At 69.8% G+C, this 26,457-nt stretch carries 14 protein-coding genes; 1 reads left to right on the top strand and 13 read right to left on the bottom strand.

Annotated features, from left to right (window positions below):
- Positions 1 to 12: 12 nt before the first annotated feature.
- The 13 genes from ACSFBM_RS25535 to ACSFBM_RS25595 all read right to left on the bottom strand — a co-directional run bounded on the left by ACSFBM_RS25535 (position 13) and on the right by ACSFBM_RS25595 (position 24,836).
- Positions 13 to 945, bottom strand: coding sequence for a hypothetical protein (locus ACSFBM_RS25535; protein WP_435486898.1), 933 nt, complete (start codon positions 943 to 945; stop codon positions 13 to 15).
- Between the two features lie 54 nt (positions 946 to 999).
- Positions 1,000 to 2,019, bottom strand: coding sequence for a hypothetical protein (locus ACSFBM_RS25540; RefSeq protein WP_435486899.1), 1,020 nt, complete (start codon positions 2,017 to 2,019; stop codon positions 1,000 to 1,002).
- Positions 2,016 to 3,116 (bottom strand): glycosyltransferase, encoded by a 1,101-nt coding sequence (locus ACSFBM_RS25545; RefSeq protein WP_435486900.1) that lies wholly within the window; start codon positions 3,114 to 3,116, stop codon positions 2,016 to 2,018. The genes ACSFBM_RS25540 and ACSFBM_RS25545 overlap by 4 nt, the downstream gene beginning before the upstream one ends.
- 10 nt (positions 3,117 to 3,126) lie before the next feature.
- Positions 3,127 to 4,452, bottom strand: coding sequence for a hypothetical protein (locus ACSFBM_RS25550; protein ID WP_435486901.1), 1,326 nt, complete (start codon positions 4,450 to 4,452; stop codon positions 3,127 to 3,129).
- A 45-nt stretch (positions 4,453 to 4,497) separates the two neighbouring features.
- Complete coding sequence (locus ACSFBM_RS25555) at positions 4,498 to 5,493, bottom strand: GDP-L-fucose synthase family protein (protein ID WP_435486902.1); 996 nt, start codon at positions 5,491 to 5,493, stop codon at positions 4,498 to 4,500.
- A 68-nt stretch (positions 5,494 to 5,561) separates the two neighbouring features.
- Positions 5,562 to 6,284 (bottom strand): sugar transferase, encoded by a 723-nt coding sequence (locus ACSFBM_RS25560; RefSeq protein ID WP_435486903.1) that lies wholly within the window; start codon positions 6,282 to 6,284, stop codon positions 5,562 to 5,564.
- Positions 6,281 to 8,608, bottom strand: a complete 2,328-nt coding sequence (locus ACSFBM_RS25565) for a polysaccharide biosynthesis tyrosine autokinase (RefSeq protein WP_435486904.1) — start codon at positions 8,606 to 8,608, stop codon at positions 6,281 to 6,283. The genes ACSFBM_RS25560 and ACSFBM_RS25565 overlap by 4 nt, the downstream gene beginning before the upstream one ends.
- Before the next feature lie 34 nt (positions 8,609 to 8,642).
- Positions 8,643 to 9,866, bottom strand: a complete 1,224-nt coding sequence (locus ACSFBM_RS25570; RefSeq protein ID WP_435486905.1) for a polysaccharide biosynthesis/export family protein — start codon at positions 9,864 to 9,866, stop codon at positions 8,643 to 8,645.
- Between the two features lie 77 nt (positions 9,867 to 9,943).
- Positions 9,944 to 10,888: an alpha/beta hydrolase family protein gene (locus tag ACSFBM_RS25575; RefSeq protein ID WP_435486906.1), complete on the bottom strand. Its 945-nt coding sequence runs from the start codon at positions 10,886 to 10,888 to the stop codon at positions 9,944 to 9,946.
- A complete protein-coding gene (locus ACSFBM_RS25580) occupies positions 10,881 to 11,702 on the bottom strand; it encodes a serine aminopeptidase domain-containing protein (RefSeq protein ID WP_435486907.1) in 822 nt (273 codons plus the stop codon). Before ACSFBM_RS25580 ends, ACSFBM_RS25575 begins: the two co-directional genes overlap by 8 nt.
- Positions 11,699 to 12,430 carry a 4'-phosphopantetheinyl transferase family protein gene (locus ACSFBM_RS25585; RefSeq protein WP_435486908.1) on the bottom strand — a complete coding sequence of 244 codons (732 nt, stop codon included), beginning with the start codon at positions 12,428 to 12,430 and terminating at the stop codon, positions 11,699 to 11,701. Before ACSFBM_RS25585 ends, ACSFBM_RS25580 begins: the two co-directional genes overlap by 4 nt.
- Before the next feature lie 5 nt (positions 12,431 to 12,435).
- Positions 12,436 to 17,442, bottom strand: coding sequence for an amino acid adenylation domain-containing protein (locus ACSFBM_RS25590; protein WP_435486909.1), 5,007 nt, complete (start codon positions 17,440 to 17,442; stop codon positions 12,436 to 12,438).
- Entirely contained in the window at positions 17,439 to 24,836 is a 7,398-nt protein-coding gene (locus tag ACSFBM_RS25595) for an amino acid adenylation domain-containing protein (RefSeq protein WP_435486910.1), read from the bottom strand. Before ACSFBM_RS25595 ends, ACSFBM_RS25590 begins: the two co-directional genes overlap by 4 nt.
- Positions 24,837 to 25,391: 555 nt before the next feature.
- Between ACSFBM_RS25595 and ACSFBM_RS25600 the strand changes: the two genes are divergently transcribed.
- Complete coding sequence (locus tag ACSFBM_RS25600; RefSeq protein WP_435486911.1) at positions 25,392 to 26,288, top strand: class I SAM-dependent methyltransferase; 897 nt, start codon at positions 25,392 to 25,394, stop codon at positions 26,286 to 26,288.
- Positions 26,289 to 26,457 lie beyond the last annotated feature (169 nt).

Below are 26,457 nucleotides of genomic sequence, written 5' to 3' on the forward strand. Positions count from 1 at the left end.
CGCTGCGGCGGCTCACTTGCCGGTCGATGCGTGGACCACGCGGCGCGTGTCGAACAGCCGGCGCGCGAACGCAGCAGCCCTGAACGCGTAGTTCTTGCCGCGGCGCGCCATCTGCAGCGCGTAGGTCACGGCCGCCACGGTGTGCATGTGGCCGCGCAGCGCATAGGGCATGGCCATCTTGGCGCTGCCCTGGAAGTGCAGCGCGACCACGCGCGTCATCTCGCCGGCTTCGGTGGTCAACCAGGCCTTGCCGTCGCTGTAGGTGATGCGCTTGGCGCCGCCGCGAACCCTGAACTCCCGCGGCAGCAGGTTCTGCATGCCGTTGATGTTGTGGTCGATGACGGTGCCGCCCAGCACGCGGTTGACGGGCGCATCGTTGCCCGTGGTGCGCGCCCACAGGTAGAGCAGCGTCATGTCGGACACACCACCGCGCACGCCGCGCGCCGCGAAGCGCGCTGCAATCTCGCGCAGCTTGCGCCGGCCCGACGGCGTGGCGTAGCTGTCGAGCACATAGGCCACGAAGCGGCGCAGGCCGTTGGCGGTCCAGTAGCTCACGTGCGGCGAGATCTGGCAGGGGTTCCAGCCGTCGGCCGACTGCATGGAAGAGCCCGAGAAGTCGGCCTTGCCCACCAGGCTCGCAATGTGCGCGGCGGCGCCCTGGAAAAGCAGCACATCGCTGTCGATCAGCACGAATTCGCGCACATCCGGGCTGGATTCCAGAAACTGCGCTAGGAGAAAGTAGCGCCGAAAGCAGATCTTTTCGAACTCGGCGGAGTTGCTCGACAGGTGCACGTACGACTTGCAGAAGCGTTCGTAGCTCGCGCCGGCGTCGGTCTGCGACAGCACGAGCAGCTGTTCCTCGGCCAGCACCGCCGATTCACGGCACAGCGCGAGCGTCTTGTTCTGGCGGTCTTCCACGACGATGAAGGGCAGGGAGGGTTTCATGGCGTTTGAGGGGTTGGTTCTTGAAATGGACGTGTGACAGGATTTCTTGGGTGTTCAGGGCTTGCGCGAGGTCACGCTCTTCAGCAGCGCGATGTGCGCGGGCATGAAGCGGCCGGTGGCGTCCACGGGCATGTCCAGCGTGAGGAGCCCGCGCGCGGCGGCGGCCTCGGAGATCCAGTTGCGCAGCTGCCCGGCCGTGAAGCGCGCCGGCGCCTCGCGGCCCCAGGAGGCGGTGAGCGGCGTGAGCACGTGGAACATCAGCTCCGAGGGCGGCGCCTCGGGGTGCGCCGGCGGCTCCATGTATTCGCCGGCCATCAGGTTCTGGCAGGGCACCGACTTCAGGCTGAAGCGCTGCGCGCCTTCGCCGGCGTTGAAGGCCAGCAGGCGGTTGGCCGCGCCGCTGCGCGCGGCGCCACAGAGCTGCTCCCAGCCGGCCGTCGTCACGCCCGTGGTGTTGTAGGTGCCGTCGAACCACCAGCCGGCGGCCAGCGGGCCGTAGTGCTCCGACCAGTCGCGGATCACGCTGGACCAGGCGGCGATGAACCTGGCCGGCGGCGGCTGCTGCTCGTTCACGTCGCCCAGGCAGTCCATCAGGTAGCGGTCGGACTGCGGGGCGCGAAACGGCAGGTACAGGATCATCGCGATGCCGCGGCTGCGCAGCGCCTGGCCGATCTCCAGCGGCAGGTCGCGCGGCGAGCGGTTCTTCGCGCTGGCGGGGCACAGCACCTCGAGCGCGGAGTTGGGCGCGATGTACTGGCCATTGTTCTGCCCGAGCGTCAGGATGAGGTGCGACACCCGCATCTCCGCGAGCTGGTTCGCGAACGACTCGACGTCGAAGCGCATCACCTCGCGGATGCTTTGCTTGTCGGGCAGGTAGTGCACCATCACGCCGAGCCCGGGCACCGGCACGCCGGCCGGCTGGGCCTGCATGGGCTGCTGCTGCGCTGCAGTCGTTCCCTTCGGCTGGGTCTGGGAGGCCTCTGGCGTTTTCGGCTGCGCGATCACCGCCACCAGCGCCGCCCCGAAGAGCAGCGCCGCGACCACGCGAACCATCACGGCGGGAAAGGTCTTCATGGCAGCGCCCTGGTGAAAGACAGCGCGCCGCGCTTGAGCGTGAGGTAGCGCCCGGCCACCGCCGCCGGTGCGCAGGTGGCGGCATGCGGCCAGGCCGGGCGGGTGCGTTCATGGCGCGCCAGGTACTTCGCGAGCTGGTAGGCGTCGCTGGACGCGCTGCCCACGAAGAAGCCGTAGCCCGCGAAGAGCTCGCGGTGCACGGGAATGTCCGACAGCAGCAGCGGCACGCCCAGCGTGGCCGCCTCGGCCGCCGAAAGGTTGAAGCCCTCGAAGGTCGACAACGAGATGAACGCCGTGGCGCCCAGGTACAGCCGCATCAGCTCTTCGCGCGACACCAGCCCCCGATGCCGCACGGAGCCGCGCACCTCGGGCGCCAGCGCGGCCACCATGCGCTCGACGTCGGCCGCGCCGTTGCCGGTGATGTCCAGGTAGTCGACCAGGCCGGCGCGCTTCATGCGTTCGAACAGCGCCAGGATGCCGCCGAAGTTCTTGTGCGGGTAGTAGTGGTAGGCCGCGATCAGGTAGCGCTCGTGGGGCGCCGCAGCCGGTGACTCAGCCGGTGCGGCAGGAGGCACCGCAGCGGCGCGCAGCACGTCCACCGGATTGAAGATCACCGCCGGATGCGCACAGCGCCCGAAGTGCCGTTCGAAGTCCTGCTGGCTGCTCTTGCTGATGAACACCACGTCCGCTTCGCTGCACGCTGCGCGCGACAGGTTCCAGTCCAGGAACAGGCGCTTGGCGCGCCCGAAGTACTGCGGATAGGCCTTGTACTGCAGGTCGTGCACGATGGTGACCGAATCGCGATGGCGCCCCAGCAGCGTGAACGGCAGGAAGTAGTTCGGAAACACCGAGACCACGCGCTCGCCCGCGAGCAGCGCGCGCAGCCGGTGAAAGTTGTAGAGCAGCGTGTCCAGCACGAAGCGGCTGAGCTTCAGGCGCTGCGCCGCTGCATAGATGCGCGGGTGGCGTTCGCTGACCGCCTCGACCCGGTCGTCGCGCGACAGCCGCATGTTGCGCAGCAGCACCTCGGACACGTTCAGCACACCGCCGGCCGCCTTGTTCAGGCGGATGGTGTCGTAGTACAGGTAAGTGGCCATGGGTGCGCCCTCAGACGTTCGGAACATCGCGCCGCACTGCGCGCAACTTGATGCGACGCTGCTGTCGGCCGCGCGAACTCAGCACCCCGGCGATCAGCGCCGCGATCAGGCCCGAGGCCGCGAAGGGCCCCCAGCCGAGGATCGGGCCGCGCATGAATGGCACATAGGCCGCCAGCAGCACCAGGGCCGCCAGGTAGGAGCCCGACAGCGGACCGTTCGGATCGACGGCCCGGTCGGCCCAGCGAAAGCCCGCGGAAATCGCCAGGCCCAACAGCGCGGGCCCGGCCAGGCCGAAGTCGAAGTAGGCCGTGGTGAACGGCGGCAGCGACAGGTTGCTCTGCGAGAAGTTGCCCAGGATGGCCGACCAGCCGAGCGGGTCGAAGTCGGGAAACATCTTCAGGTCGCGCGGCAGGAAGAAGGACACGGCCGAGAGCAGGTAGCGGCCCCAGCCCAGGTCGGGAATGGGCGCGCGCTCCAGGATGCCGGCCACCACGTACTGGGCGTCGAAATCCTGGCTGAACGGAAAGGTCGTGAGCTCTTCGCCCCACAGGCTGCCGCGCGAGATCAGGTTCAGCACCGGGCCCAGGCCCGCGATGGCGCCGAACACCACCCCGGCCAGCAGCCAGCGCCGTCCGCGCCCGAAGGCGTGGATCAGCAGCGGCAGCAGCCCGATCAGCAGCACCTGCCGCGCAGTGTTCACCGGGTTGGCCGCAATCAGCGCCAGGCCGCCCGCCAGGCCCGCCGCGCACCAGGCCCACAGCGTGCGGCTGCGCACCGCGTGAATCGCCAGTGCCACGAAGCACACCAGCACGATCAGCTTGGGCAGCGTGGAATAGAAGATGAGGTCGACCGGCACGCTCTCGTCGTCGCCCACGACGCCGCGCGCCACGAAGTTCAGGTCGGGCCGCACCAACAGCACCGCGAAGGCGGACAGCGAGCAGCTCACCAGCAGCAGCACCGGGTGCGCCGCGCCCGCGGGATGCGCGCCGATGTACCGGTGCACCCGCACCGGCACATCGGGCACGCCCAGCCGCGCGGCCTCCACACCGGCCATGTACAGCAGCAGCAGCATCAGCGCCTGCGTGTGCGCCGCGGTGCCCAGCACGCCCGCCTCCCAGAACCCGACGTCGCTCGCGATCTGCATCGCCGGTGCGATCGAGAAGTACGTGAGGATCGCCGCGTAGTGGATCAGCAGGAACAGGCTGGCACCCGGGGCGCCCAGCATCGACAGCTGCACCAGCGACAGCGCGGCCACCGCCGCGTAGCCCCACACCGGGTCGACCAGGCCGCACAGCAGCGCGCAAACGATGCCGGACCAGAAGGAAAGGGTTCGCATGGTGGGCCTGTCGGGTAGTGGGGAAGGGACGGGTGTGCAGGCTGATCAGGCGTGCGCGGGGGCCTGCAGGTGCTCGGGCTCCTCGATCGGCCGGATGGCCTTCTGGTAGTCCGCATAGGTGCGGCGCAGCCCCTCGGCCAGCGTCACCTTCGCGCGCCAGCCGAGGGTGGCCGCGCGCGACACGTCCAGCAGCTTTCTCGGCGCGCCGTCGGGTTGCGCGAGGTCGTAGCGGATGCTGCCGGTGTAGCCCACCACCTCGCGGATCAGCTCGGTGAGCTCGGCAATGGACACGTCGATGCCGGTGCCCAGGTTGATGTGGCCGCGCATGGCGTCGGTCTGCTGCTCGTACTCGGCGCGCGAGAGGTTCATCACCTCGAGGCAGCCCTCGACCATGTCGTCCACGTAGAGGAACTCGCGCCGCGCGCGGCCGCTGCCCCAGATCAGCACGCTGGGTGCATTGCTGATCTTCGCCAGGTGGAAGCGCTGCACCAGCGCCGGCACCACGTGGCTGTTTTCCAGGTGGTAGTTGTCGCCGGGGCCGTACAGGTTGGTCGGCATCACGCTGCGGTAGTCGATGCCGTGCGTGGCGCCGTACTGGCGGTTGTAGCTTTCGCACAGCTTGAGCCCGGCGATCTTGGCGATCGCATAGGGCTCGTTGGTGGGCTCCAGCCGGCCGTTGAGCAGGTACTCCTCGCGGATCGGCTGCTCGGCCAGGCGCGGGTAGATGCAGCTGGAGCCGAGGAACAGCAGCCGCTTCACGCCCGCCACGAAGGCCTGGTGCGTGACGTTGGTGGCAATGACCAGGTTCTCGTAGATGAACTGCGCGGGGTAGGTCATGTTGGCGTGGATGCCGCCCACCTTGGCCGCCGCCAGGTAGACCTGGTCGATCTGCTCCGTGGCGAAGAAACGCGCCACGCCTGCCTGGTCGAGAAGGTCGAGTTCGGTGTGCGTTCGCGTGACCACGTCGTGGCCCAGCTCGCTCAGGCGGCGTGTGGCGGCCTGACCCACCATGCCGCGATGACCTGCAACAAAGATACGCATAGGAGCTTTCGGTGAAGAGGTTGAAGGGGGTTGAAGAAACGAGGGAGACGAAATCGAAGGAGGGCGGCCTAGCGCGACCCGCGCGCGCCGGTCACCACGCCGAAGGTCTTCAGCAGGATCGAGAGGTCGCGCCACAGCGACAGCCGCGCCACGTACTCCGCGTCCATGGCGGCGCGGCGGCGGTAGCTGATCTCGTTGCGTCCGCTGATCTGCCACAGGCCGGTGATGCCCGGGCGCACGGCGCAGTAGTGCACCCAGTAGTCGCCGTACAGGTCCTTCTGCGTGAACATGCAGGGGCGCGGGCCGACCATGCTCATGTCGCCCTTGAGCACGTTCCAGAACTGCGGGAACTCGTCGATGCTGTACTTGCGCAGGATGGCGCCGAAGCGGGTGATGCGCGGGTCGTTCTGCAGCTTCTGGTAGACCGCCCACTCGCGCCGGGCGGCCTCGTTCTCGCGCAGGTGGCGCGCCAGCACCGCGTCCGACTCCGCCACCATCGAGCGGAACTTGTAGAACTTGAAGACCTTGCCGTCCTTGCCGTAGCGCGGCTGCATGTAGATGGCCGGCCCGCCCGAGGTGAGCAGCACGCCGAGCCAGATGAGCGCATAGGCCCAGCCGAAGAACAGGAAGAACGAGCCGGCCATCAGGATGTCGGCCGCGCGCTTGGCATGGCGCAGCCAGGCCGTGCCGCCGAGCGGGCCGTACGCGGGTGTGTTGGCCGCGGCCGTGGCGCCCCCGGCCGCGCCGTCGGCGCCCTGCCGCGTGGAGGAGGTCGATCGAAGCGTGTTCATGACGTGGCGTGCTCCGGCTCGATGCGCTTGGGCATCACGGTGTCGGCCGTGTCGATGGCATACGACGGCTCGCGGCGCGCCGGCGCATAGCCGTAGTAGCCGTAGCTGTAGCTGCGGTGCTGGCGTTGCGAGGTGTCCACCGCGTTGAACACCACCCCGTGGAATACGGCGCCCACATGGGCCAGCCGCTTGGCGCTTTCCACCAGCTCGCCCATTTCGCTGGCGTCGGCGCGCGCCACCAGCAGCAAGGTGCCCATGATGGGCGCCATCTCGGCGGTCTCGGTGGCCACCAGCGTGGGCGGCGCGTCGACGATCACCACGTCGTAGCGCGCCGACAGGGTCTGCAGCGTGTGCGTGAACACCTCGCTGGCCAGCAGGCCGGCCGGGTCCGCATGCGGCTTGCCGGAGGTCATCACGTCCAGGTGCGGCAGCACATGGTGGTGAATGGCCTGCTCCAGCGGCACGCCGCCGGCAATGACGTCGGCCAGGCCGTCCTTGCGCAGCAGGCCGAACTCTTCGCTCAGGCTGCCGCGGTGCATGTCGGCGTCGATCAGCAGCACGCGCTTGCCGGAGGCGGCCAGCAGGGTGGCGAAGTTCGACGACACGAAGGTCTTGCCCGCGCCGGCCGTGGCGCTGGCGATCAGGATGCGGTTGTTCGGCGCGCCATGCATCACGTACTTCAGCGCGGTGCGCAGCCGGCGCAGGCCGTCGAGCGCCGGGTCTTGCACGTGCAGCGCGGCCAGCACCTTCACGCCCGGCTTGCCGGCGCGGATGGCGCGGTCGAGCACGCGCTGCTGGCTGCTCAGCGCGATGGTGCTGTACACGCTCAGGCCCGTGACGGCCTCGATGTCCTCGGGGCTGGCGATGGAGCGGCGCAGGTTCTTGCGCGCCATGGCCGCGGCGCCGCCGAAGAACAGCCCCGCCGCCAGCGCCAGCGCAACCACGATCAGCGGCTTGGGGCGCACCGGCTTCTCCGCCACCAGCGCCTGGTCGAGCACGCGCACGTTGGCGACCTTGCCTTCCTTGGCCAGGCGCATCTGCAGCGAGCTGTTCAGGAGCGTGGCGTACAGGTCGGTGTTGACCTTGATGTCGCGCTGCATGCGCAGCGAGTTCTGCTGCATCATGGGCATGCGGCGGATGCGGCCCTCCACGCCGCCGAGCTCCTTCTTCAGCGAGGCGATCTGCGTGTCCAGCGTCACCACGGCGGGGTGCTTGGCCGTGAAGTTGCCCATGAGGTCGAGCCGCTTCTGCTTGGCGTCGAGCAGCTTGGCCTGCAGGTCGACGCTCTGGGCCAGCGCATTGCGGGCCTCGTCGTCCAGGCTGATGGTGCCGTTCTGGTTGCGGTACTGGTTGTAGCTGTCTTCCGACTGCTCCAGCTGCGCCTTGAACTTCGGCAGTTCGGTGCCCAGGAAGGCCAGTGCGCGCTCGGCCTGCACGGTCTTCTGGTCGATGTTCTGGCGCACGTACAGGCGCGAGATCTCGTTGAGCACGTCGGCCAGCTTGTTGCGGTTCTCGGCCTGCAGGCTGATGTCCATCACGCCCGACTGCTTGCCTTTCTCGACCACGCGCAGGTCCTTCTGCAGGCCCAGCAGCGTGAGCTGCTTCGACTGGCGCACCAGCTCGAAGGCGGCGCCGGGCCGGGCCTCGAAGGAGCCCACCAGCAGGTGCAGCACGCCGCCGGGCACGGCCGCATCCAGCGGCACGCCGACCGTGCCCTTCAGCGGCGCTTCAAGATCCGGGTGGGTCAGCGTGTAGGTGCCGCCGTCGCCCGCGACGAGGGTGAACTTCTTGCCTTCGAAGGCCGGCGGCACGTCCATCTGCGCGACGGCGATGCGCTCGGTGCCCGACACGAAATTGCCCATGCCCAGGATGCCGGGGCTGGAGAGCTGGCTCGAATGGCGCGCCAGGAACTCTCCCACCAGCGGGACGTAGCGGGGCCGCGCGCTGATGAACAGCTGGGTGTCCTCCATCGCCTGGCCCAGCACCATGCGCGACTTCAGGATTTCCGTCTCTCCGGACACCGGCGTCTTGTTGCCGATGCCCGCGGCCGCGGTCGAGTCGCCCGGGAAGTTGCCGCCCGAGCGGTCCGGGTCTTCCACCTGGATCAGGATGTTGGCTTCGTACACCCGGGGGCCGAACAGGGCATAGCCGACGCCCAGCAGCAGCGCCAGCGCGGTGATGGAGGCGATCAGCCAGCGGCTGTCGATGAGGATGTCCAGGTACTCCTGGAAGCGGGATTCCCGGACCCAGCCGGCCTCGATCGCGGCCACGGGCGTGGACACGGGAGCGGGACCGGGGAGCGAAGCTTGCCAGCGCGCGTTCATGAGGTTCACCTTTTCGTATGGGAGGGAGGAGCACTCACCGGCGTGCGGTGTCGCGGCTGAGGTTGGCAACCTGCGCGGCCGGCAGGATCAGGCTGATGACGCGGTTCCAGGTGACCAGCGGCACGTGGTCGACGTAGACCACGTCGCGCGGCATCAGCTCGAAGCGGTCGGCCAGCGCGAGCGCCACCGGGTTCTTCGCGTTGAGGTTGAAGATCTGCTGCACGTCCGGGTTGCCGGGCGCGTTGCGCACCACGTAGATCTGGCCGGGGTCGGACGCCAGCAGGTCGGGCCCGCCGGCGTCGCCCAGCGCCTCGTTCAGGCTCAGGCGGCCGTTGATGCGCATCTGCAGCGCTGAGGGGGCCCTGATTTCGCCCATCACGTAGACCCGGCTGTCCTCGCGGGTGCCGACGTTCACGATGTCGCCGTTGCGCAGCGCGATGCCGTTGCCGTCGAAGCCCAGCGACTCGAGCAGCGGCAGGTCGACCACCGTGGTCACGCCGCCGCGGGTCAGCGAGACGCGCGAGCGGTCGCCCGCCGTGGTGAAGCTGCCCGAGCGGCTGATGGCCTCCGACAGCGTCATCGGGATGTCGGTGAAGATCTGCAGGCCGGGGGTGCGCACCTCGCCCTGCACGTAGGCGCGCTGGCTGCGGAACGACTGGATGCGCACCGTGACCTGCGGGTCCTTGATGAAGTCCTTGATGCGGCGCTCGATCAGCTCGGAGGCGCCGCTCTCGGTCAGCCCCTGCAGCTTGGTGCGGCCGATGTAGGGAAAGCTGATCTCGCCGTTGGCGCCGACGATGAAGCCGGGCGCCACGCTCACGCCGGTCGGGTCCGACTGCTGCGCGATCACCGCGCCGGCGTTGGGCAGCAGCTCCGGCCGGTTGTAGACGATGATGCCGAGCACGTCGCCCGGCCCGATGGTGTAGATCGGCGACGTGGCGAACAGGCGCTTCACGGCGGCGGGCAGGTCCTTGGGCTTCTGCGCCATCTGTGCGCGCACCAGGTCGGGCGTGATCGGGATGATCTTGCTGCTCTCCGCCGAGGCGGTGCTGTCGCCGGTGGTGGGGGTGAAGCCCAGCGCGGCCGGTGTGCCGAAGCCCGGCGCGCAGCCGGACAGCGCGACCAGGCCCAGGGACAGCAGCATGGCCAGCCCCAGCCATCGCAACTTGTTTTCTGCCCGGGCATGCGCCGGGGTTTGTGCGCTGGTGCAGAGGGGGCGCATGTCTCGTGACTGCGTCGTTCGATCGGGGCGTTCCATGGTGATCTCCTTGACGGCCGGTTGACGGTGGGGGGGTGGGTTGCTGAAAAAGGGCAGTGGCAGGCGCGGGGCGTGGTTCATGGCGCGGCCCAGGTGGTGGGCATGGCGCGTTCGGCGCTCGCCGTGGCGCGGCTCGGGGTGCGGCGCCCGGAGGCCTCGGCGGCGTCGGAGGAGGTGCCGAAACAGCGCTCGGTCACCCAGTCGCCCACGCATTGCAGGAACAGCTGCTGTCCACGCTCCGTGCACACGGTGTGGTCGACCTCGCGCATGAACTCGTACTGCAGCGCCTGGGTGTAGGGCTCGCGGGCGAAGTTGCCGAGCTGGTCGCGGCTGCGGTCGTTCACATGCAGCGAGCCCGAATACAGCATCTGCACCGCCACCTTGCGTTCGACCAGGCGCTGCAGGGTCGTGCCGAACCAGGCGGCGTTGTCCGCGGCCGAGCGCTCCTGCGCAAAGTAGCCGGGCATCGGCTTGGTCGAATGGGCCTTGAGGAAGTGGCGCTGCAGCCAGCGCTTGGCCTTGCCCGGAAACGCCGGGTGCGCGGGTGCGGCCAGCGCGCGGCGCAGGGTGCGCTCCCAGCGCGAGCGCCGTTCCGGAAAGGCGAATCCGTCGAACAGCGAGACGCCGACCACGCGCGCATCGGCGGCGGCCACCGCCATGGCCTGCTCGACGCCCGAGCACATGGCCACGATGGCGAACTGCCGCGCGCCCAGCATGCGTTCGCCCAGGTCCATGGCGGCCTCCAGGCTGTGCACGGCGCGGGCCTGCACGTCGGGTGCGGTGTCCAGCGCGTCGCTGTCGCCGATGCCGCCCAGGTCGAAGCGCAGGCTGCTCACGCCGCGCGCGGCCAGCATGTGCGCCAGCTTCACGTTGATGCGGCGCGGGCCCACGCGGTGGTTGGCCCCCATGTTGAACATCAGGCAGGCCACGTCGGCAGGCGCCTGGTTCGTGGGGGCGGTGAGCATGCCCACCAGCGCATCGCCGGGACCGAAGCGCGCCGGCGTCTGTGTCATGTCATTCATGCAAGGCTCCCTGGAGGCGGTTGAGCGCTTCGGCCGGAACCATCGCGCTGTTGGGGTAGGGGTCGGACGTCCAGTCCAGCGGGTGGCTGAAGTACGCAAGGCGCACCGGCATGTGGCGCGACTGCTGGTCGGCGGCCCACTGCGCGGTGTGTGTGTCGTCGGGCTCGGCCAGCACCAGCGTGTCGTGCAGCGCCGTGAGCGGCAGCGATTCGGGCACCAGTGCCGCCAGCTGTGCGCGCAAGGCGGGCGAGAGCGAGGTGCCCAGGGCTTCCTCGGGCAAGGCATCGGGTTCGTTCACCAGGCTGCGGCGCCAGGCCAGGTCGGGGATGCAGAAGGTGGTGTCGATGGCAGCCACGTGCTCTTCGCGCAGCAGGCGCCCGTAGCGCTTGCCGTCGATCACCGGCTCCCACAGCACCAGGCGCACCGGGTCGCAGCGCCCGCTGCGCGCGGCCAGCACGGCCAGGGTGGCGCCCAGGCGCGCACCGATCCAGACGATGGAGGCATTCGGCGCGCGCCGGCGCAGCTCTTCGTGCGCGGCGCACAGGTCGCGCCGCCAGCCGTCGAGCTCGCCTTCGCTCTCGTCGCCCGGCGAATCGCCCGAGCCGTAGAAGTCGAAGCGCAGCACGGCGACGCCCGAGCGCGCGAAGCGCTCGGCCAGCACCTTGAAGAAGCGGTGCGTGCGCAGCCCTTCCTGGCCGAACGGCGGGCAGAAGAGCACCGCGGTGTTCTCGGCGCGGTTGTCCTCCGCGGGATGGAACACGCCGAAGACCTGGCGCGAGGCCGGTCCGAACATCAGTGGCGTGGCGGTGCTCATGCGTGGGCCTCCGCCACACGGGCCGTGGAACCGGCAGAACCCGCTGCGCCCGCGCGGGCTTCGGTCTGGCGCCACTCGGCGAGCGAGCCCACGCAGTCCATCCGCTCGGGCGCGGGCCCGAGCACCAGCCACAGGATGCGCCCGGCCACCGACAGCTCCACGCTGCGGCAGTCGGGCGTCACGCCCACCTCGAAGCTCTGCGGCGACAGCAGCAGGCCCACGCCGATGGCCTTCAGGCACGCTTCCTTGCGCGTCCAGCAGGTCAGGAACGCGCGCTCGCGCTCATGCGCGGGCAGCGCAGCCAGCGCCTCCTGTTCGCGCAGCGTGAAGTGCTCGGCCGCGAGCGCCGCCATGTCCGGCACCGGGCGCAGCAACTCCACGTCGGCGCCCAGCGGGCCTCGCCCGCCGATGGCAATCAGCGCCAGGCCGCGGCTGTGGCTCAGCGAGAACTGGGTGCGCGTGTGGCCCGACAGCGAGGGCTTGCCGAAGGAGCCCGTCGCCAGGTGCAGCGCCGCGTGGTGCAGGCCGGTGTACTCGGCCAGCGCCTGGCGCAGGGCGATGTGCGCGGCCACGAAGCGCTGCCGGTCGGCCGGGAAGCGAAAGCTTGCGGCGCGCGTGCACTCTTCCGCCGACAGCAGTTGCGCGGGCAGGAGATCGGTGAAGCCGTCCAGGTCCACGTACCGGCAGACCGGTGCGTCGATGGACAGGGCGTAGGCGGAGCTGTTCATGATGTTCAGCCCTTGCGCAGCCAGCCGCCGAAGGTGCGGGCGAGCAGCCCGCCGCGCTGCGCGTTGGCGGCCGTGCCCGATGCCAGCTCGGCGAGGTCGGACGGCACGCCTTCGGGCGCGCTGCGCGCCGACGAGGCGATCTGCCCGAGGTTCTCGAACAGGTAGCGCCGCGGCTCCACGCGGTAGCCCAGCGTCTGCGCGCCCTGCTGCACCGCGCGCAGCACCAGCAGCGAGTCGCCGCCCAGGTCGAAGAAGTTGTCGCTGGCGCGGATGTCGTCCACGTCGATGCCGATCACGCCGGCCCAGATCTGCGCGAGCGGCGCGTGCTCGGGGCTCAGCAGGCTCATGCCGGCCTTGCGCTGCGCGCCTTGGGCCGCGGGCGCCTGCGGGCTCTGGTCTGTCCTGTCGGGCTCGACGGCGGCCATCTTGCGCAGGTAGGCCGCGCTGGTCGATCCCTCGGTGCTGGCAATGTCGGCCAGCGTGGCCTGCGGGTCTTCCACCACGCGGCGCAGCACCTCGAGGTAGCGCTCGCGCAGCTGCGCGCCGGTCTCGCGCAGGTACACGTCGGCGTTGTAGATCAGCGAGCCTTCCAGGCCGAAGGGCTTGTCCATCAGCCACACGCCGATGTCGTCGGTGGCGCCGTGCTGCAGCACGTGCACCTGGCGGGTCTGCAGGCTGCCGATGGAGCGGGCGCGCTCGCGGGCGTCCTGGAACGAGAACATCGCCTGGTAGGGGCCCGAGGTCTTGATCTGGTTGGCGTAGCCGGGCTCGGCCATCAGGCGCTCGAAGGGCACCTGCTGGTTGTTCATCATCGACAGCAGCTCCTGCTTCACGTAGCGCATGAACTCGGGCAGCGGGCGCGTCAGGTCGACGGCGAGCGACACCGGCAGCACGTTGTTGAAGAAGCCCATCACGTCTTCGGTCTCGGCCTGCTGGCGGCCGCGCACCGGGTTGGCGATGACGATGCTGTCGGTGCCGATCACCTGCGCCATGGTCAGTGCGTACACGCCGAAGGTCAGCATGCTGAGCGTCACGTCCATGCCGCGCGCAATGTCGCGCAGGCGCTGCGTGGTCTGCAGGTCGATGGTGATCCAGTGCGCGCCGCCCTGGCCGCTCTTGCCCGCGCGGCGCGGCATGTCGGTGCGCGGCATGCGCGCGGCCTTGGCACCGTCGAGCCGGCGGCGCCAGAACTCGACCTGCGCCTCGCAGGCGGGGCTGTCCATCCACGTCGCGAGCCATTCGGCGTAGTCGCCGTAGGTGGTGGCGAGCGCCGGCAGGTTGTGCGGACGGCCGCGCTCGGCCGCGTCGTACAGAGTCGACAGCTCGTTCTGCAGCAGGTCGAAAGACCAGCCATCCCACACCAGGTGGTGCGGCACGAACATGAACACGTGCTCGTTGTCGTCCACCTGGAACAGGGTGGCGTGGGCCATCGGCGCCTGGTGGATGTCGATGGGGCGGTCGGCCAGCTCCTGCATGCGCTCGGCCAGCTCGGCCTCGCGCTGGTCGGCCGGCAGGCCGCGCAGGTCGACCAGCGGCAGGGAAAATTCCACGGACTGCGAAATCAGTTGCAGCGGCTTGCCGGTCTGCGCGTCGACGCCCATGCGGGTGCGCAGCGAAGGCTGGCGCTGGATCATTTCGCGCAGCGCGGCCTCGAAGCGCGGCGCGTCGAGCGCGCCGACCAGGCGCTGCGCCGACGGTGCGTTGTAGACCGAGCGGCCCGGATGCAGCTCTTCCATGAAGCGGATGCGCTCCTGCTGCAGCGTGATCGGTGCGCTGTCGCGCCCGGCGGCCAGGCCGATGGGGGCCTCCAGCCCGACGCCCGCGCCCTGCAGGGCCTGGATTGCCAGCGCCAGCTTCTGCGCCGTGGGGGCCTCGAACAGCGAGCGCAGCGGCAGCGTGACCTGGAACTCGCGGCTCAGCAGCGTGGTGAGGCGCGCGGCCAGCAACGAGTGGCCGCCCATGGTGAAGAAGTCGTCGTGCATGTCCAGCCCGGGCAGGCTCAGCACCTTCTCCATGGCGGCGAGCACGCGGCGCTCGTGGTCGTTGCGCGGGGCGGCGCCACGGCGCACCTCGTCGCGCGACACGGCCTGCGGCGGCGGCAGCGCGACGCGGTCCACCTTGCCGTTGGCCAGGCAGGGCAGGGCGGCGAGGGTCACCACGTGCTGCGGCAGCATGAAGGCCGGCAGGTGCTTGCGCAGGTGCACCATGAGCGCGTCGAGGTCGAAGCTGGCGCCCGGCGTCAGCGCCAGGTAGGCCACCAGGCGCACGTCGCCGGGGTTGTCTTCGCGGGCCACGACCACGCTGCGCGAGACGCCCGGCACCTCGGTGCAGCGCACCTCGATCTCGCCGGGCTCGATGCGGTAGCCGCGCACCTTGACCTGGAAGTCGAGCCGCCCGAGGTGGTCGAGCAGCCCGTCGTTGCGCCAGCGGCCGCGGTCGCCGGAGCGGTAGATCTTCTTGGCGGTGCCCAGCACGCGCACCGTGACGAAGCGCTCCGCGGTGAGCTCGGGGCGGTCGAGGTAGCCCAGCGACACGCCTTCGCCGGCGATGCAGATTTCGCCGGGCACGCCCACCGGGCAGGGCTGCAGGTTGGCGTCGAGGATCCAGATCTCGGTGTTGTCCACCGGCTGGCCGATCGACACGCCGCGCGACGCGATGTCTTCCGGGCGCACGCGCCAGGCCGTGGAGTACACGGTGGTCTCGGTCGGGCCGTAGCCGTTCCACAGGCCTTCCATGCGCTCGCACAGCGCCAGCGCCAGGCTGGGGCGCAACGCCTCGCCGCCGGTCCAGCCGCGAAAGCCGGGGGCGCCGCGCCACTGCGCATCCATCAGCAGTTGCCACATGCCGGGGGTGGCTTGCAGCAGGGTGATCTTCTCGTCGTCGAGCATCTTCGACAGGCGGTTGCCGTCCATGGCGACCTCGCGCTGCACCACCACCAGCTCGGCGCCGGCGGCCAGCGGCAGCAGCAGGTCGGGAACGGCCATGTCGAAGGACAGGGTGGTCACCGCGGCAATGCGGTCGTCGGGGCCGATGCCCGATTGCCGCTGCATCCACTGCAACAGGTGAGCCACGCCCCGGTGGTGGGCGATGACGCCCTTGGGCAGGCCGGTGGAGCCGGAGGTGTAGATGACGTACGAGGCGTCTTCGGGTCCCGCGTCGTCGGCGCTCGGTGCCAGGGCCTCGGGGCTGGCCTGGCGCCAGGCGGTGTCGCGGTCGATCTCGAAGATGCGCTCGCCCGCATCGGCACGCCAGTCGCGCGGCGCGGCGGCAATGTCGGAGGAGGTGAGCAGCAGGGCGAGCTTGGCGTCGCCGGCGTAGTAGTCCAGCCGCGCCTGCGGAAAGGCGGGGTCCAGCGGCACATAGGAGGCCCCGGCTTTCAGGATGCCCATCATCGCGACGACCATCTCCAGGCTGCGCTCCAGGCACAGGCCCACGTGCTGGCCGCGGCGCACGCCGCGTGCGCGCAGGGCGTGCGCCAGGCGGTTGGACAGCACGTCGAGCTCGCGGTAGCTGCAGCTTCGCGCGCCGTCGCGCACCGCCGGGTGGTCGGGCTGCAACAGCACGCGCGCCATGAAGCCGGCGTGCGCCAGCGGCGCGCCTTCCAGCGGCACGCGCGCGGGTTGCAGCGCAACCAGCGCACGCGCGCCTTCGGCGGACAGCACCTCCAGCCGGCCGATGGTCTCGCCCGGGTTGTGTGCGGCGGACTGCAGCACGCACTCGAACATGTCCATCCAGCGCTGCACGCTGACGTCGTCGAACAGGTCGGTGTTGTACTGCGCCTCGATCTGCAGGCCGCCGTTCAGCGGGCGCAGATTCAGGAAGATCTCGAAGTTCTCGTACTGGCGCGCAATGGTGTCCTGCGTGACACTCAGGCCCGGGAACGACTGCGCGCTGGCGGCCACGTCGGGGTCGACATTGAAGGCCACGCTCACCAGCGGCAGCCGGCTCGCGTCGCGCTGCAGCGACAGCTCGCCCAGCAGCGCACCGTAGGTGAGCGCCTGGTGGTCGAAGGCGTCGAGCACGGCGGTGCTGCATTCCTCCATCAGCGCGTCGAAGCGCAGGTCGGCCGGTGCGGCCAGGCGCAGCGGCAGCAGGTTCACGCAATGGCCGACCAGGCCGGGCATGTCATGTGCGAGCTGGCCCGAAGCCGGAATGCCGACCACGATGTCGTCCTGCCCCGTGAGGCGGTGCAGCGTGGCCACGAAGCCGCTGAGCAGGCCGGTGAACAGGCTGACGCCGGCCCGGGTGCTGGTGGTGCGCAGGCTGGCGACCAGGCGGCGGTCGAGCAGGCGCTCGGCGCGGCGTGAATTGAAGGTGCGCGTGGCCGGGCGCGGATGGTCCAGCGGCAGCTCCAGCACCGGCAGCGAACTGCCCGAGAAGCGCTCCAGCCAGTAGTCGACATGCGCCTGCATGGCGGGCTGCGCGGCTTCGGTGCTTTCCTCGGCCGCGAAATCGGCGAACAGCGGTGCGGCCTTGAGCTTCAGGCCGACGCCGGTCTCCTGCGCATACAGGTGGCCCAGCTGCTCGGTGATGACCGACCACGACCAGCCGTCGCACACCACGTGGTGCGCCGACATGACCAGCTCATGCTCGGTGTCGCCCAGCTGGAACAGCACGGCGCGAAACAGCGGGCCGTGTTCCAGCGAGAAGGGCGTGCACACCGCCTCGGCGTGGGCCGCGCGCAGGGCGCGCTCGCGGGCTTCGGGTTCGAGCCCGCTCAGGTCTTCATGCAGCAGCGGCTCGTCGCCGGGCTGGCTCACCAGCATGAAGGCGCCGTCCGGCGAGATGGTGGCGCGCAGCGACTGGTGGCGCGCGACCAGCAGCGTCATGGCGCGCGACAACGCTGCGCGCTCCAGCGGGCCGCGCAGGCGCAGCAGCACCGATTCGTTGTAGGCCATCGACGCCTCGGTGCTCAGCGTGGCGCCCAGCCACACCTCGCGCTGCGACTCGGTCGTCGCAACGATGCATTCGATGGCGCCGCCTGCAGCGGTGGGTTTGAGGACGGCGTTCATGCTGCGGCCTTTCCGTTGAGGAAGTGGTGACTGGGGGAGGACGAGGAGGAAGGAACGGTGTCGGGCACGTACCAGAAGGGCTGGCCGTCGACGTCGCGGCCCAGCACGGAGCCTTCTTCGGCGGGCTTGCGGCTGTCGAAGCCGGTGAGCACGGCGGCGCGGCGCGGCAGGAAGCCCGACTCCTGCATTTCGTCCACCGACTCCTTGAAGGCGCGCTGGATGAAGACGATGTCCTGTGCGGTGTGCGCGCTCGTAAGGAAGCACGGAAAGTTGTCCAGGATGTGCACGCCGCGGCTGCGCATCATGGCGAACAGCAGGTCCTGCAGCGGGTGGTCCTCGAGCCAGCTCACGCGCCACAGCGACGCGAAGTGGCGGATCTCGATGGGTGCGCCCACCTCCTTGCACCAGCCCGAGAGCTCCGCGGCCATGGCCGCGGTGGTGGTGTTCAGTCCGGCCTGCAGCGCCGGGCCGGCCTCCTTCAGGTGCGTGAGCGAGGCCCTGGCCGCGGCCAGCGCCAGCGGGTGGCGCACGAAGGTGCCGGCGAAGTACGTCACGCCCACGCCGGGAATGGAGTCGTCGCCGTATTGCCAGGCGCCGCCGTCGAGCGCGTCCATGAACTCGCGCTTGCCGGCGATCACGCCGACCGGAAAGCCGCCGCCGATGACCTTGCCGTAGGTGGCCAGGTCGGCGCGAACGCCGAACAGCTCCTGTGCGCCGCCCAGGCTCACGCGAAAGCCTGTGATGACCTCGTCGAAGATGAGCGCGCAGCCGTGCTGTTCGGTGATGGCGCGCACCTCGTGCAGAAACTCGCGCGGCTGGAAGTCGGGCCGGCGGCTCTGCACCGGCTCGGCCAGCACGGCGGCCAGGTCGTCGGCGTTCTCGCGGATGAAGGCCAGTGCCTCGGGCGTGCCGTAATCGAGCACGCGGATGTCGCCGAACATGCCGCTCATCACCCCCGGCGCGGCCGACAGGCCCTTGCCGGCCTTGCCGGCGCGCACCAGCACCTCGTCGAAGGTGCCGTGGTAGGAGCCGGTGAACACCACCACCGTGCTGCGGCCGGTGACGGTGCGCGCGATGCGCAGCGCGGCCATCACGGCTTCGGAGCCGGTGTTGCACAGGCCGGCGCGCTCGCTGCCGGTGAGCTCGCAGATCAGCGCCGTGACTTCGGCCGCCAGCGGGTGCTGCGGGCCGATCTCGTAGCCGGCGTCGAGCTGCTTGCGCACGGCCTCCTGCACGAAGTCGGGCTGCCAGCCGAACATGTTCATGCCGAAGCCGTTGAGCACGTCGACGTACTCGTTGCCGTCGATGTCCCACATCTTCGAACCCTTGGAGCGGTCGACGACGATCTGGTAGGTGATCTCCTTGGTCACCGGCCTGAAGCCGTTGACCACGCGCGGGTCGGCCATGTGCGCACGATGGGTTTCCGTGAACTGCTTGCTCTTTTGTGTGCGCTCCACATAGCGGCGCATGAAGGCCGCCAGGCGCGCCTTCTGGCGGCCGCTGGGCTCGCTGGTGCGCTGCGTGTGGATGCGGGCGATGGCGCCGAAGGCTTTCTTCACGTCGTAGCGCACCGGCTCCCTGGACTGCCCGTCGTCATCGGCGGGAACCGGAGCGGCGAGCGTGCCGGCGTCGGCCACGGGCCCGGATGCCGACGGCTGGGCTGCGGGCTCGGGCAGCGCGGGCTGCAGCGTCATCACGGGCGCGGCTTGCGGCGCACCGGACAACAGTGCGAGCTGCTGGCGCATCAATTCCATTTGCTGCGAAATCAACTGGTTCAATGGACCGCCCGCGGAAATGCCGGCTTGCATCGGCATGTAGACCGGCAGGGCCATCGGTTGCGGCGGGGCTGCCTGCTGCACCTGGACGGCCGAAGGCGCGGCGACCGGTGCTGCCACCGCAGCGGCTGGCATCGGCGCTTCAGGCGGCAGGCTTGCGCGCAGGAAGGCCGCGAGCGTGTCGAAGCTGCGGTAGGTCTCCATCAACTGGCGAAAGCTGAGGTTGACCTTGAAGTGCTTCTTGATCTGCGTGGCGGCCTGGGTCAGCGTGAGCGAATCCAGTCCCAGCTCGCCGAAGGGCGCATGCCCTTCGGCCTGCGCCATGTCGAGGCCGGAGATGTCTTCGAACAGCGTGCGCAGGCGCGCATCCAGGGACGAGGCGGCAGAAGAAAGTGGCGAAGGCGTAGCAGTCACGATCGGCTCCGATGGAATGGTTTGAATGGAAAAAGCAGGAACGGGAGGCGCGACGGCGGCGGGCGCGCTCGCGGTAAAAAGCGTCCCGGTGGCCGGGACGGCAGCGATGTCGACCCAGAAGCGCTTGCGCTCGAATGGCGTGGTGGGCAAGCAAAGGCGTTGTGCGCCGGCGCGTGCGCACAGGCGCGACAGCGCGACGTCGGCGCCGCAGGTCCACAGGCGCCCAAGGGCCAGGTGCAGGGTGCGGACCTCGTCAGCCGGCTCGCCGTGCAGCAACGACACGACGCCGCTGGCGCCGTGCTGGCGCACCAGCGTGCCGAGCATGTTGCGCGGGCCGGCTTCCACGAAGAGCGGGTTCGCCAGCTGCGCCATGGCGCTGCGCACCGCCGGCGAGAAATGCACCGTGCCGCGCAGGTGCTGCGCCCAGTAGCTGGCGCTGGTGGCCTCGGCGCCTTCAAGCAGGCGGCCGGTCATGGTCGAGTAGATCGGCGTGTGCGGCGCATGCAGCGCCACGCCGTTCACCAGCGCCTCGAAGGGCGCGACGGCCGCGTCCATCATGGCGGAGTGGAAGGCGTGCGAGGTCTGCAGCGCGCGGCACGCAATGCCGTCGGCTTCCAGCGCTGCCTGCAGCGCCGCGATGGCGTCGAAGGGGCCGGCGGCCACGCAGGCGGTGGGGCCGTTCTCCGCGGCGAGCGACAGCTGCGGGCCGAGCCGGCCCTGCAGTTCGGCCGCGCCCAGGCGCACCGACAGCATGGCGCCGGGCGGCTGGGCCTGCATGAGTGCACCGCGCCGGGCCACGAGTTGCGCGGCGTCTTCGAGGCGCATCACGCCGGCCAGCACCGCCGCGACGAACTCGCCCACGCTGTGGCCGATGAGCGCCTGCGGCCGTGCGCCCAGCGACAGCACGCGACGGGCCAGCGCGTATTCGAGCGCGAAGATGGCGGGCTGCGTGGCGGCGGTAGGTGCCAGCGATTGCACGTCGTCCGAGAACATGCGCGCACGCAGGTCGAAGTCGACCGCGCCTTCGAAGGCGTTCATGCAGTCGTCGAAGGCGGCGGCGAACACCGGGTCGCCCGCATGCAGGTGCCGGCCCATGCCGGCGTACTGCGCGCCCTGGCCGGGGAACATCAGCACCAGCTGCGGCGCGCGCGAGGCGGTGCGGCCGCTGGCGCGCCACGGTGAATCGGCCGTGCGCAGGGCCGCGACGGCGGCGGCCGTGTCACCGGCCACCACGACGCGGCGGAAGGCGTGCGCCTTGCGGCCGACGGCCAGCGTGTAGGCCACGTCGGCCAGCGGCAGGCCGGCCTCGGCTTCGAGGTGCGCGGCGAGCTGCTCCGTGGCCACGGCGAGTGCGGCCTCGGAGCGGGCCGACAGCGACAGCAGCTGGTCGCCGACGGCTGCGGGGGAGGCCGCGCGCGGCGGTGCTTCCTCGACGATGACGTGGGCGTTGGTGCCGCCCACGCCGAACGAACTGACGCCCGCGCGGCGCGGCAGGTCGGCGCGCGGCCAGGGCTGCAGCTGGTTGCTCACGCGAAACGGCGTGCGGGCGAAGTCGATCACCGGGTTCGGCGCAGTGAAGTGCGCGGTCGGCGGCAGCACTTCGTGGTGCAGCGCCAGCGCGGTCTTGATGAGCCCGGCCGCACCGGCTGCCGTGACCATGTGGCCGACATTGCTCTTGAGCGAGCCGAGGGTGCAGAAGTCGAGCGCGTCGGTGTGCTCGGCGTAGGCCACGGCCAGGGCCTCGACCTCGATGGGGTCACCCATCGGCGTGGCGGTGCCGTGCGCCTCCACGTACGAGATGCTGCGCGCGTCGATGTCGGCCGCGGCCAGCGCGGCGCGGATCACCGCGGCCTGGCCGTCGACGCTGGGCGCGGTGAAGCTGGCCTTGGCGCCGCCGTCGTTGTTCACCGCGGCGCTGCGCAGCACGGCGTAGATGGTGTCGCCGTCGGCCTGCGCGTCGGCCAGGCGCTTGAGCAGCACCACCGCCGCGCCGTCGCTGAACACGGTGCCCTGCGCCTGCGCGTCGAAGCTGCGCGTGTGGCCGTCGGGCGAGAGCATCGAGCCCTCGTTGTAGAGGTAGCCGCTGCGCGGCGGGCAGGTGACCGAGGCGCCGCCGGCCAGCGCCATGTAGCACTGGCCTGTGCGCAGCGCGTGGAAGGCCTGGGCCACGGCCACCAGCGAGGTCGAGCAGGCGGTGTGCACGCTGACGGCCGGGCCGGTCAGGTTGAGCCGGTTGGCCACGCGCGTGGTGATGTAGTCCTTCTCGTTGGCCAGCATCACCTGGAACTCGCCCACGGGCTCCACCAGGTCGGGCCGGGTGCTCACGTGGCGCTGGAAGTAGGTGGCGTTGTACATGCCGGCGTACACGCCGACCGGGCCGGGTGCCGCGTCGGGCACGTAGCCGGCGCGCTCGATGCATTCCCAGCAGATCTCCAGGAACACGCGCTGCTGCGGGTCCATCAGCTGTGCTTCCTTGGGGCTGATGCCGAAGAAGGCGGCGTCGAAGTCCTCGATGCCGTCGATCACGCCGCGTGCGCGCACATACGAAGGGTCGCTGCGCAGCGCCTGGCTGATGCCTGCGTCGAGCGTGGCGTCGTCGAAGAAGCTGATGGTGTCGCGGCCGGCGACCAGGTTGGCCCAGAACTGTTCCACATCGGCCGCGCCGGGGAAGCGGCCGGCGGTGCCGATCAGCGCGACGGCGTCATCGAGCCCAGTGGCCGGGCGCGTCGCCGCTGCCGAAAAAGGGGCCGCTGCGGTCGGTCGTGCTTGAGACCCCGCCGCAGCGGCCGTGGCGGGCTCGTCGCCCGCCGGCTGCATCCGCGCACCCATTGCTTTTGGCGTGGGATTGCGGAAGAAAAGATTGGTCGACAGCGCCAGGCCGGTGTCGCGCTGCAGGTCGCCCAGCACCTGCAGCACCCGCAGCGAATCGCCGCCGAGGTCGAAGAAGTTGTCGTTGCGCCCGACTTTGTCGATGCCAAGCGCCCGCGCGAAGGCGTCGCACACCTGCTGTTCGACGGCGTCGTGCGCTTCCTCGAACGGCTGGGCGAGGTCGGGGCGTTCGGCGGCCGGTTCGGGCAGGGCCTTGCGGTCGAGCTTGCCGTTGGGCGTGACGGGCAGTTGCGCGAGCCAGACCTGCGCGGTCGGCACGAGCGCCGCGGGCAGGCGCGTGGCCAGGTGCGTGCGCAGGGCGTCCCACGACGCCTTGTGCGTGCGGGCGACGAGGTAAGCGACCAGGCGCAGCTGGCCGCCGGCGTCGGGCTGCGCAACCACGGCGCAGGACTGGACGGCCGGGTGCGCCAGGATGGCCGCCTCGACTTCGCCGGTCTCGATGCGGTGGCCGTGGATCTTGACCTGGCCGTCGCGCCGGCCGATGAACTCGAGGGTGCCGTCGGCCAGCCAGCGCGCGAGGTCGCCGGTGCGGTAGAGGCGCTCGTCCGGGCCGCCGAAGGGGTCGGGCACGAAGCGTTCGGCGCTGAGCCGCGGCTGCCCCAGGTAGCCGCGCGCCAGGCCGTGCCCGCCGATGCAGAGCTCGCCCACGAAGCCGGTCGGCAGCAGCGCCATCGACGGGCTGAGCACGCGCAGCACGGTGTCCTTGATGGGCCGGCCGAGCGGCACGGAGCGCAGGTCGTCGGGCAGGGGAGAGGGGATGCGGTGCGTGGCCGCGAAGGTGGTGCACTCGGTGGGGCCGTAGCCGTTGCTGAGCGCGAGGGCCGGCAACGCGGCCTGCGCGCGGCGCACGTGCGCCACCGAGAGCGCTTCGCCGCCGGTGAACAGGTGGCGCAGGCCGGCCAGGTGGGCCGGGTCGTCGTCGACCACGGCATTGAAGAGCGCCGCCGTGAGCCAGGCGGTGTGCACGTCGTGGCGCGCGATGGTGCGCGCCAGGCCGGCACCGGTGGGCACGCGCTCTTCGTGAATCACGCAGCGGCCGCCGTTGAGCAGCGGGCCCCAGATCTCGAGCGTGGCGGCATCGAAACCCAGCGGCGCGGCATGCAGCACGGCGCGGCCCGGCGCGAGCACGACGTAGTCCACGCCGACCACCAGCCGCAGGATGGCGCGGTGGCAGATCTCGATGCCCTTGGGCGTGCCCGTGGAGCCCGAGGTGTACATGACGTAGGCCACCGACTCGCCGTCGATGGCCGGGAAATTCCAAGAACTGCGTTCTGCCTTGTTGGCATATTCGTCGAGCAGCAGAACGGCGTGTTCGCCCCGCTCCGCCGGCACGAGGTGGTGGTGCGCCTGCGTGGTCAACACGTGGTGCGCACGCGCCTCGCCCAGCATGTAGGCGATGCGTTCGGCCGGGAAATCGGTCGGCACCGGCACATAGGCGGCGCCCGCTTTGAGGATGCCGAGCAGCGCGACGATGGCTGCCATCGAACGGTCGAGCAGCAGGCCCACGGCGTCGCCGCTGCGCACGCCCAGGCGCTGCAGGCGGTGGGCGAGCTCGTCGGAGCGGGTGTCCAGTTCGGCGTAGCTCATCCGCATGTCGCCTTCCGCGAGGGCGACGGCGTGCGGCGCGGCCTTGGCCTGCAGGCTGAACATGCCGGTGACCGTGAGCGAGCGGTCCAGCGGCGAGACGGCGGTGTTCCACCTGGCCAGCTGGTCGGCGCTGTCGGCGCGCGGCAGCGTGCGGATGTCGCCGAGGGCGGCGTCGGGGCGCGCCTGCAGGTCGGCGGCGGTGTCGGCCAGGGCGGCGAGCAAGGGTGCGAGTGCGTCGGCGTCCATCAGGCTGGCCGCGGCATCGACGTGAAGGCAGGCCCGTGCGGCGTCGAAGCGCAGACGCAGCACCGCATCGGCACTTGTATATGCAGTGCCGAGGTCTTCGCGCAGCCAGAGCGCGTGGGGTTGGTCGGGAGCCGGGGTCGAACTGGCGGAGGCGCGGCGTGCGGTGTCCAGCTCGCTCAGCCAGTCGCCGGCCGCGCGCGTGGCGTCGTAGGCGACGGTGATCGCCCCACGGTGCGCGCTGCCAGCCTCGTGCAGCACGGGCCAGAGGCTTCCGAGCCAGCGCGACTGCAGCAGCAGCCAGGCGCCGGCGAAGTGGGTGTCGGGCAGCAGGTCAGCGGCGTGCGGGAGGTCGAGCGCGAGCGAGGCGGCGTGGCGCGCGTCCGGCGCATCGGCTGTGCCTGCATGGACGCGCGGCACGAACAACTCGCCCAGAAGCAGGTCGCGTGCTGCGCGGTGCGCCGTCGAAACAGTTTGAATTTCCATGTAATTACCCGCGGAAGAAATACGATGGAATTAATAAAATGCGCGAAGACATCGCCCACTCAATTGGCCTTGTGAAATTGGTCTGCTCGTTTTCCTTGATGCGATCCTAGGAGCTTTGAAGCGGGCGATGTGAGGTCTTTAGGTCTACGTTACATTCAGACAAGGTTATTTCTGAAACGTACTACCCGAACTGTCCCGAACAAGGTAACTGATGCGTGTTTTGGAGAAAGAGAGCAGTCACTCCGGTCGCTCGGACCTGCCGAAAGAGCGGTCCGAGGCGGGGTACTCATAGGCAGACGCACGGGGCAAAAGGGTGAAAGCCGGGCTTACCCGATGGTTTGCATACATAACGGGATTGGTGCGCGCATTTCGCTGGGAGTCATGCGTAGAACGCACGGGTGTGGTGCCAGGAAAATGAAACATTGCCCTCAAATGGGCTGTTATCAAATTGACGAGTCTGTAACCATATAAAAAACAGCTGTACAAGCCGGGAAAATGGCAAAGACTTCAGGAAGGGCGGTGTCGATCAAAAATCAATTCAATTGAAAGTTCACCATGCTCAGCGACATCCTATTACCCGACGTAGTCCTCAACCGTCGCAATCTCTATTTCGAATCTGATATTTCGAATAAGTCAGAAGCATTGGCGGCCAATGCAACTTATTTCGGCAATTTGGGATGGGCCCAGGAATACCTGGACTCCTGTCATCGGGACGAACACTTCAGAAGCCGCTGGCAGGCCGCCGGCGGCGACTGGACGGACAAGACGGTGATCGACCTGGGATGCGGCCCCGGCAACGTATTTGCCACGCTGGGCGGCAAGCCCGGATTGCTGATCGGGGTGGACGTGGCCGCGGGTTCGCTCGAACTGGCCTCGCGCCTGGGCTACACGGCGGTGCTGGCCGATGCGGCGCACACGCCGTTTCGCTCGGGGGTGGCGGACATCGTGGCCATCAATGCCTCGCTGCATCATTGCGACGACATGGACGCGGTGTTGCGGGAGGGCGCGCGACTGGTCAAGCCCGGCGGGCTGCTCATCACCGACCACGACCCGCAACTGACCGCCTGGGACTACAAGGGACTGGCCAAATTCATGTGGGACGCGCGGCTGTGGATCTACCGCGTGACGCGGCACGGCTTTCACAAGACCGGCAGCCAGCAGTCATGGGGGCTGAAGACCGAGGTGCATCACCGGCCCGGCGACGGCGTGACGCGGGAGTTCTTCAAGTCGACGCTGGAGCCGCTGGGCTTTCAGGTCAGCGTGCATCCGCACAACCACCAGATCGGCGCCGATGCGCTCCGGGGCCAGGTCGGCCCCGCGCACTGGAAGTACCGCGTGGGCAATGCGCTGTCGGGCCGCGATCCGGGCGCGTCGGCGAGCGCGCTGTCGCTGATGTGCATTGCGCGCAAGAGGGCCGCGGACAAGGCGGCCCATGCCCCCGCCATGGGGTGACGGACTGACGGCCCGCGACTGCTGGTAGCCTCCCCGGATTCTTCGAATGCGCCCCCCGGACAACGGGGCGCGCTCTCCAGGCATCCAGGAAGGACTCCAGCAGTGGTTGTGACAGCAGGGACAAACATTCCAGAGACGGGCAATTCAAGTGCGGAACGAACAGGTGGGA

The sequence above is a fragment of the Variovorax pasteuri genome (genome assembly GCF_051216435.1).
Classification (GTDB): Bacteria; Pseudomonadota; Gammaproteobacteria; order Burkholderiales; family Burkholderiaceae_C; genus Variovorax.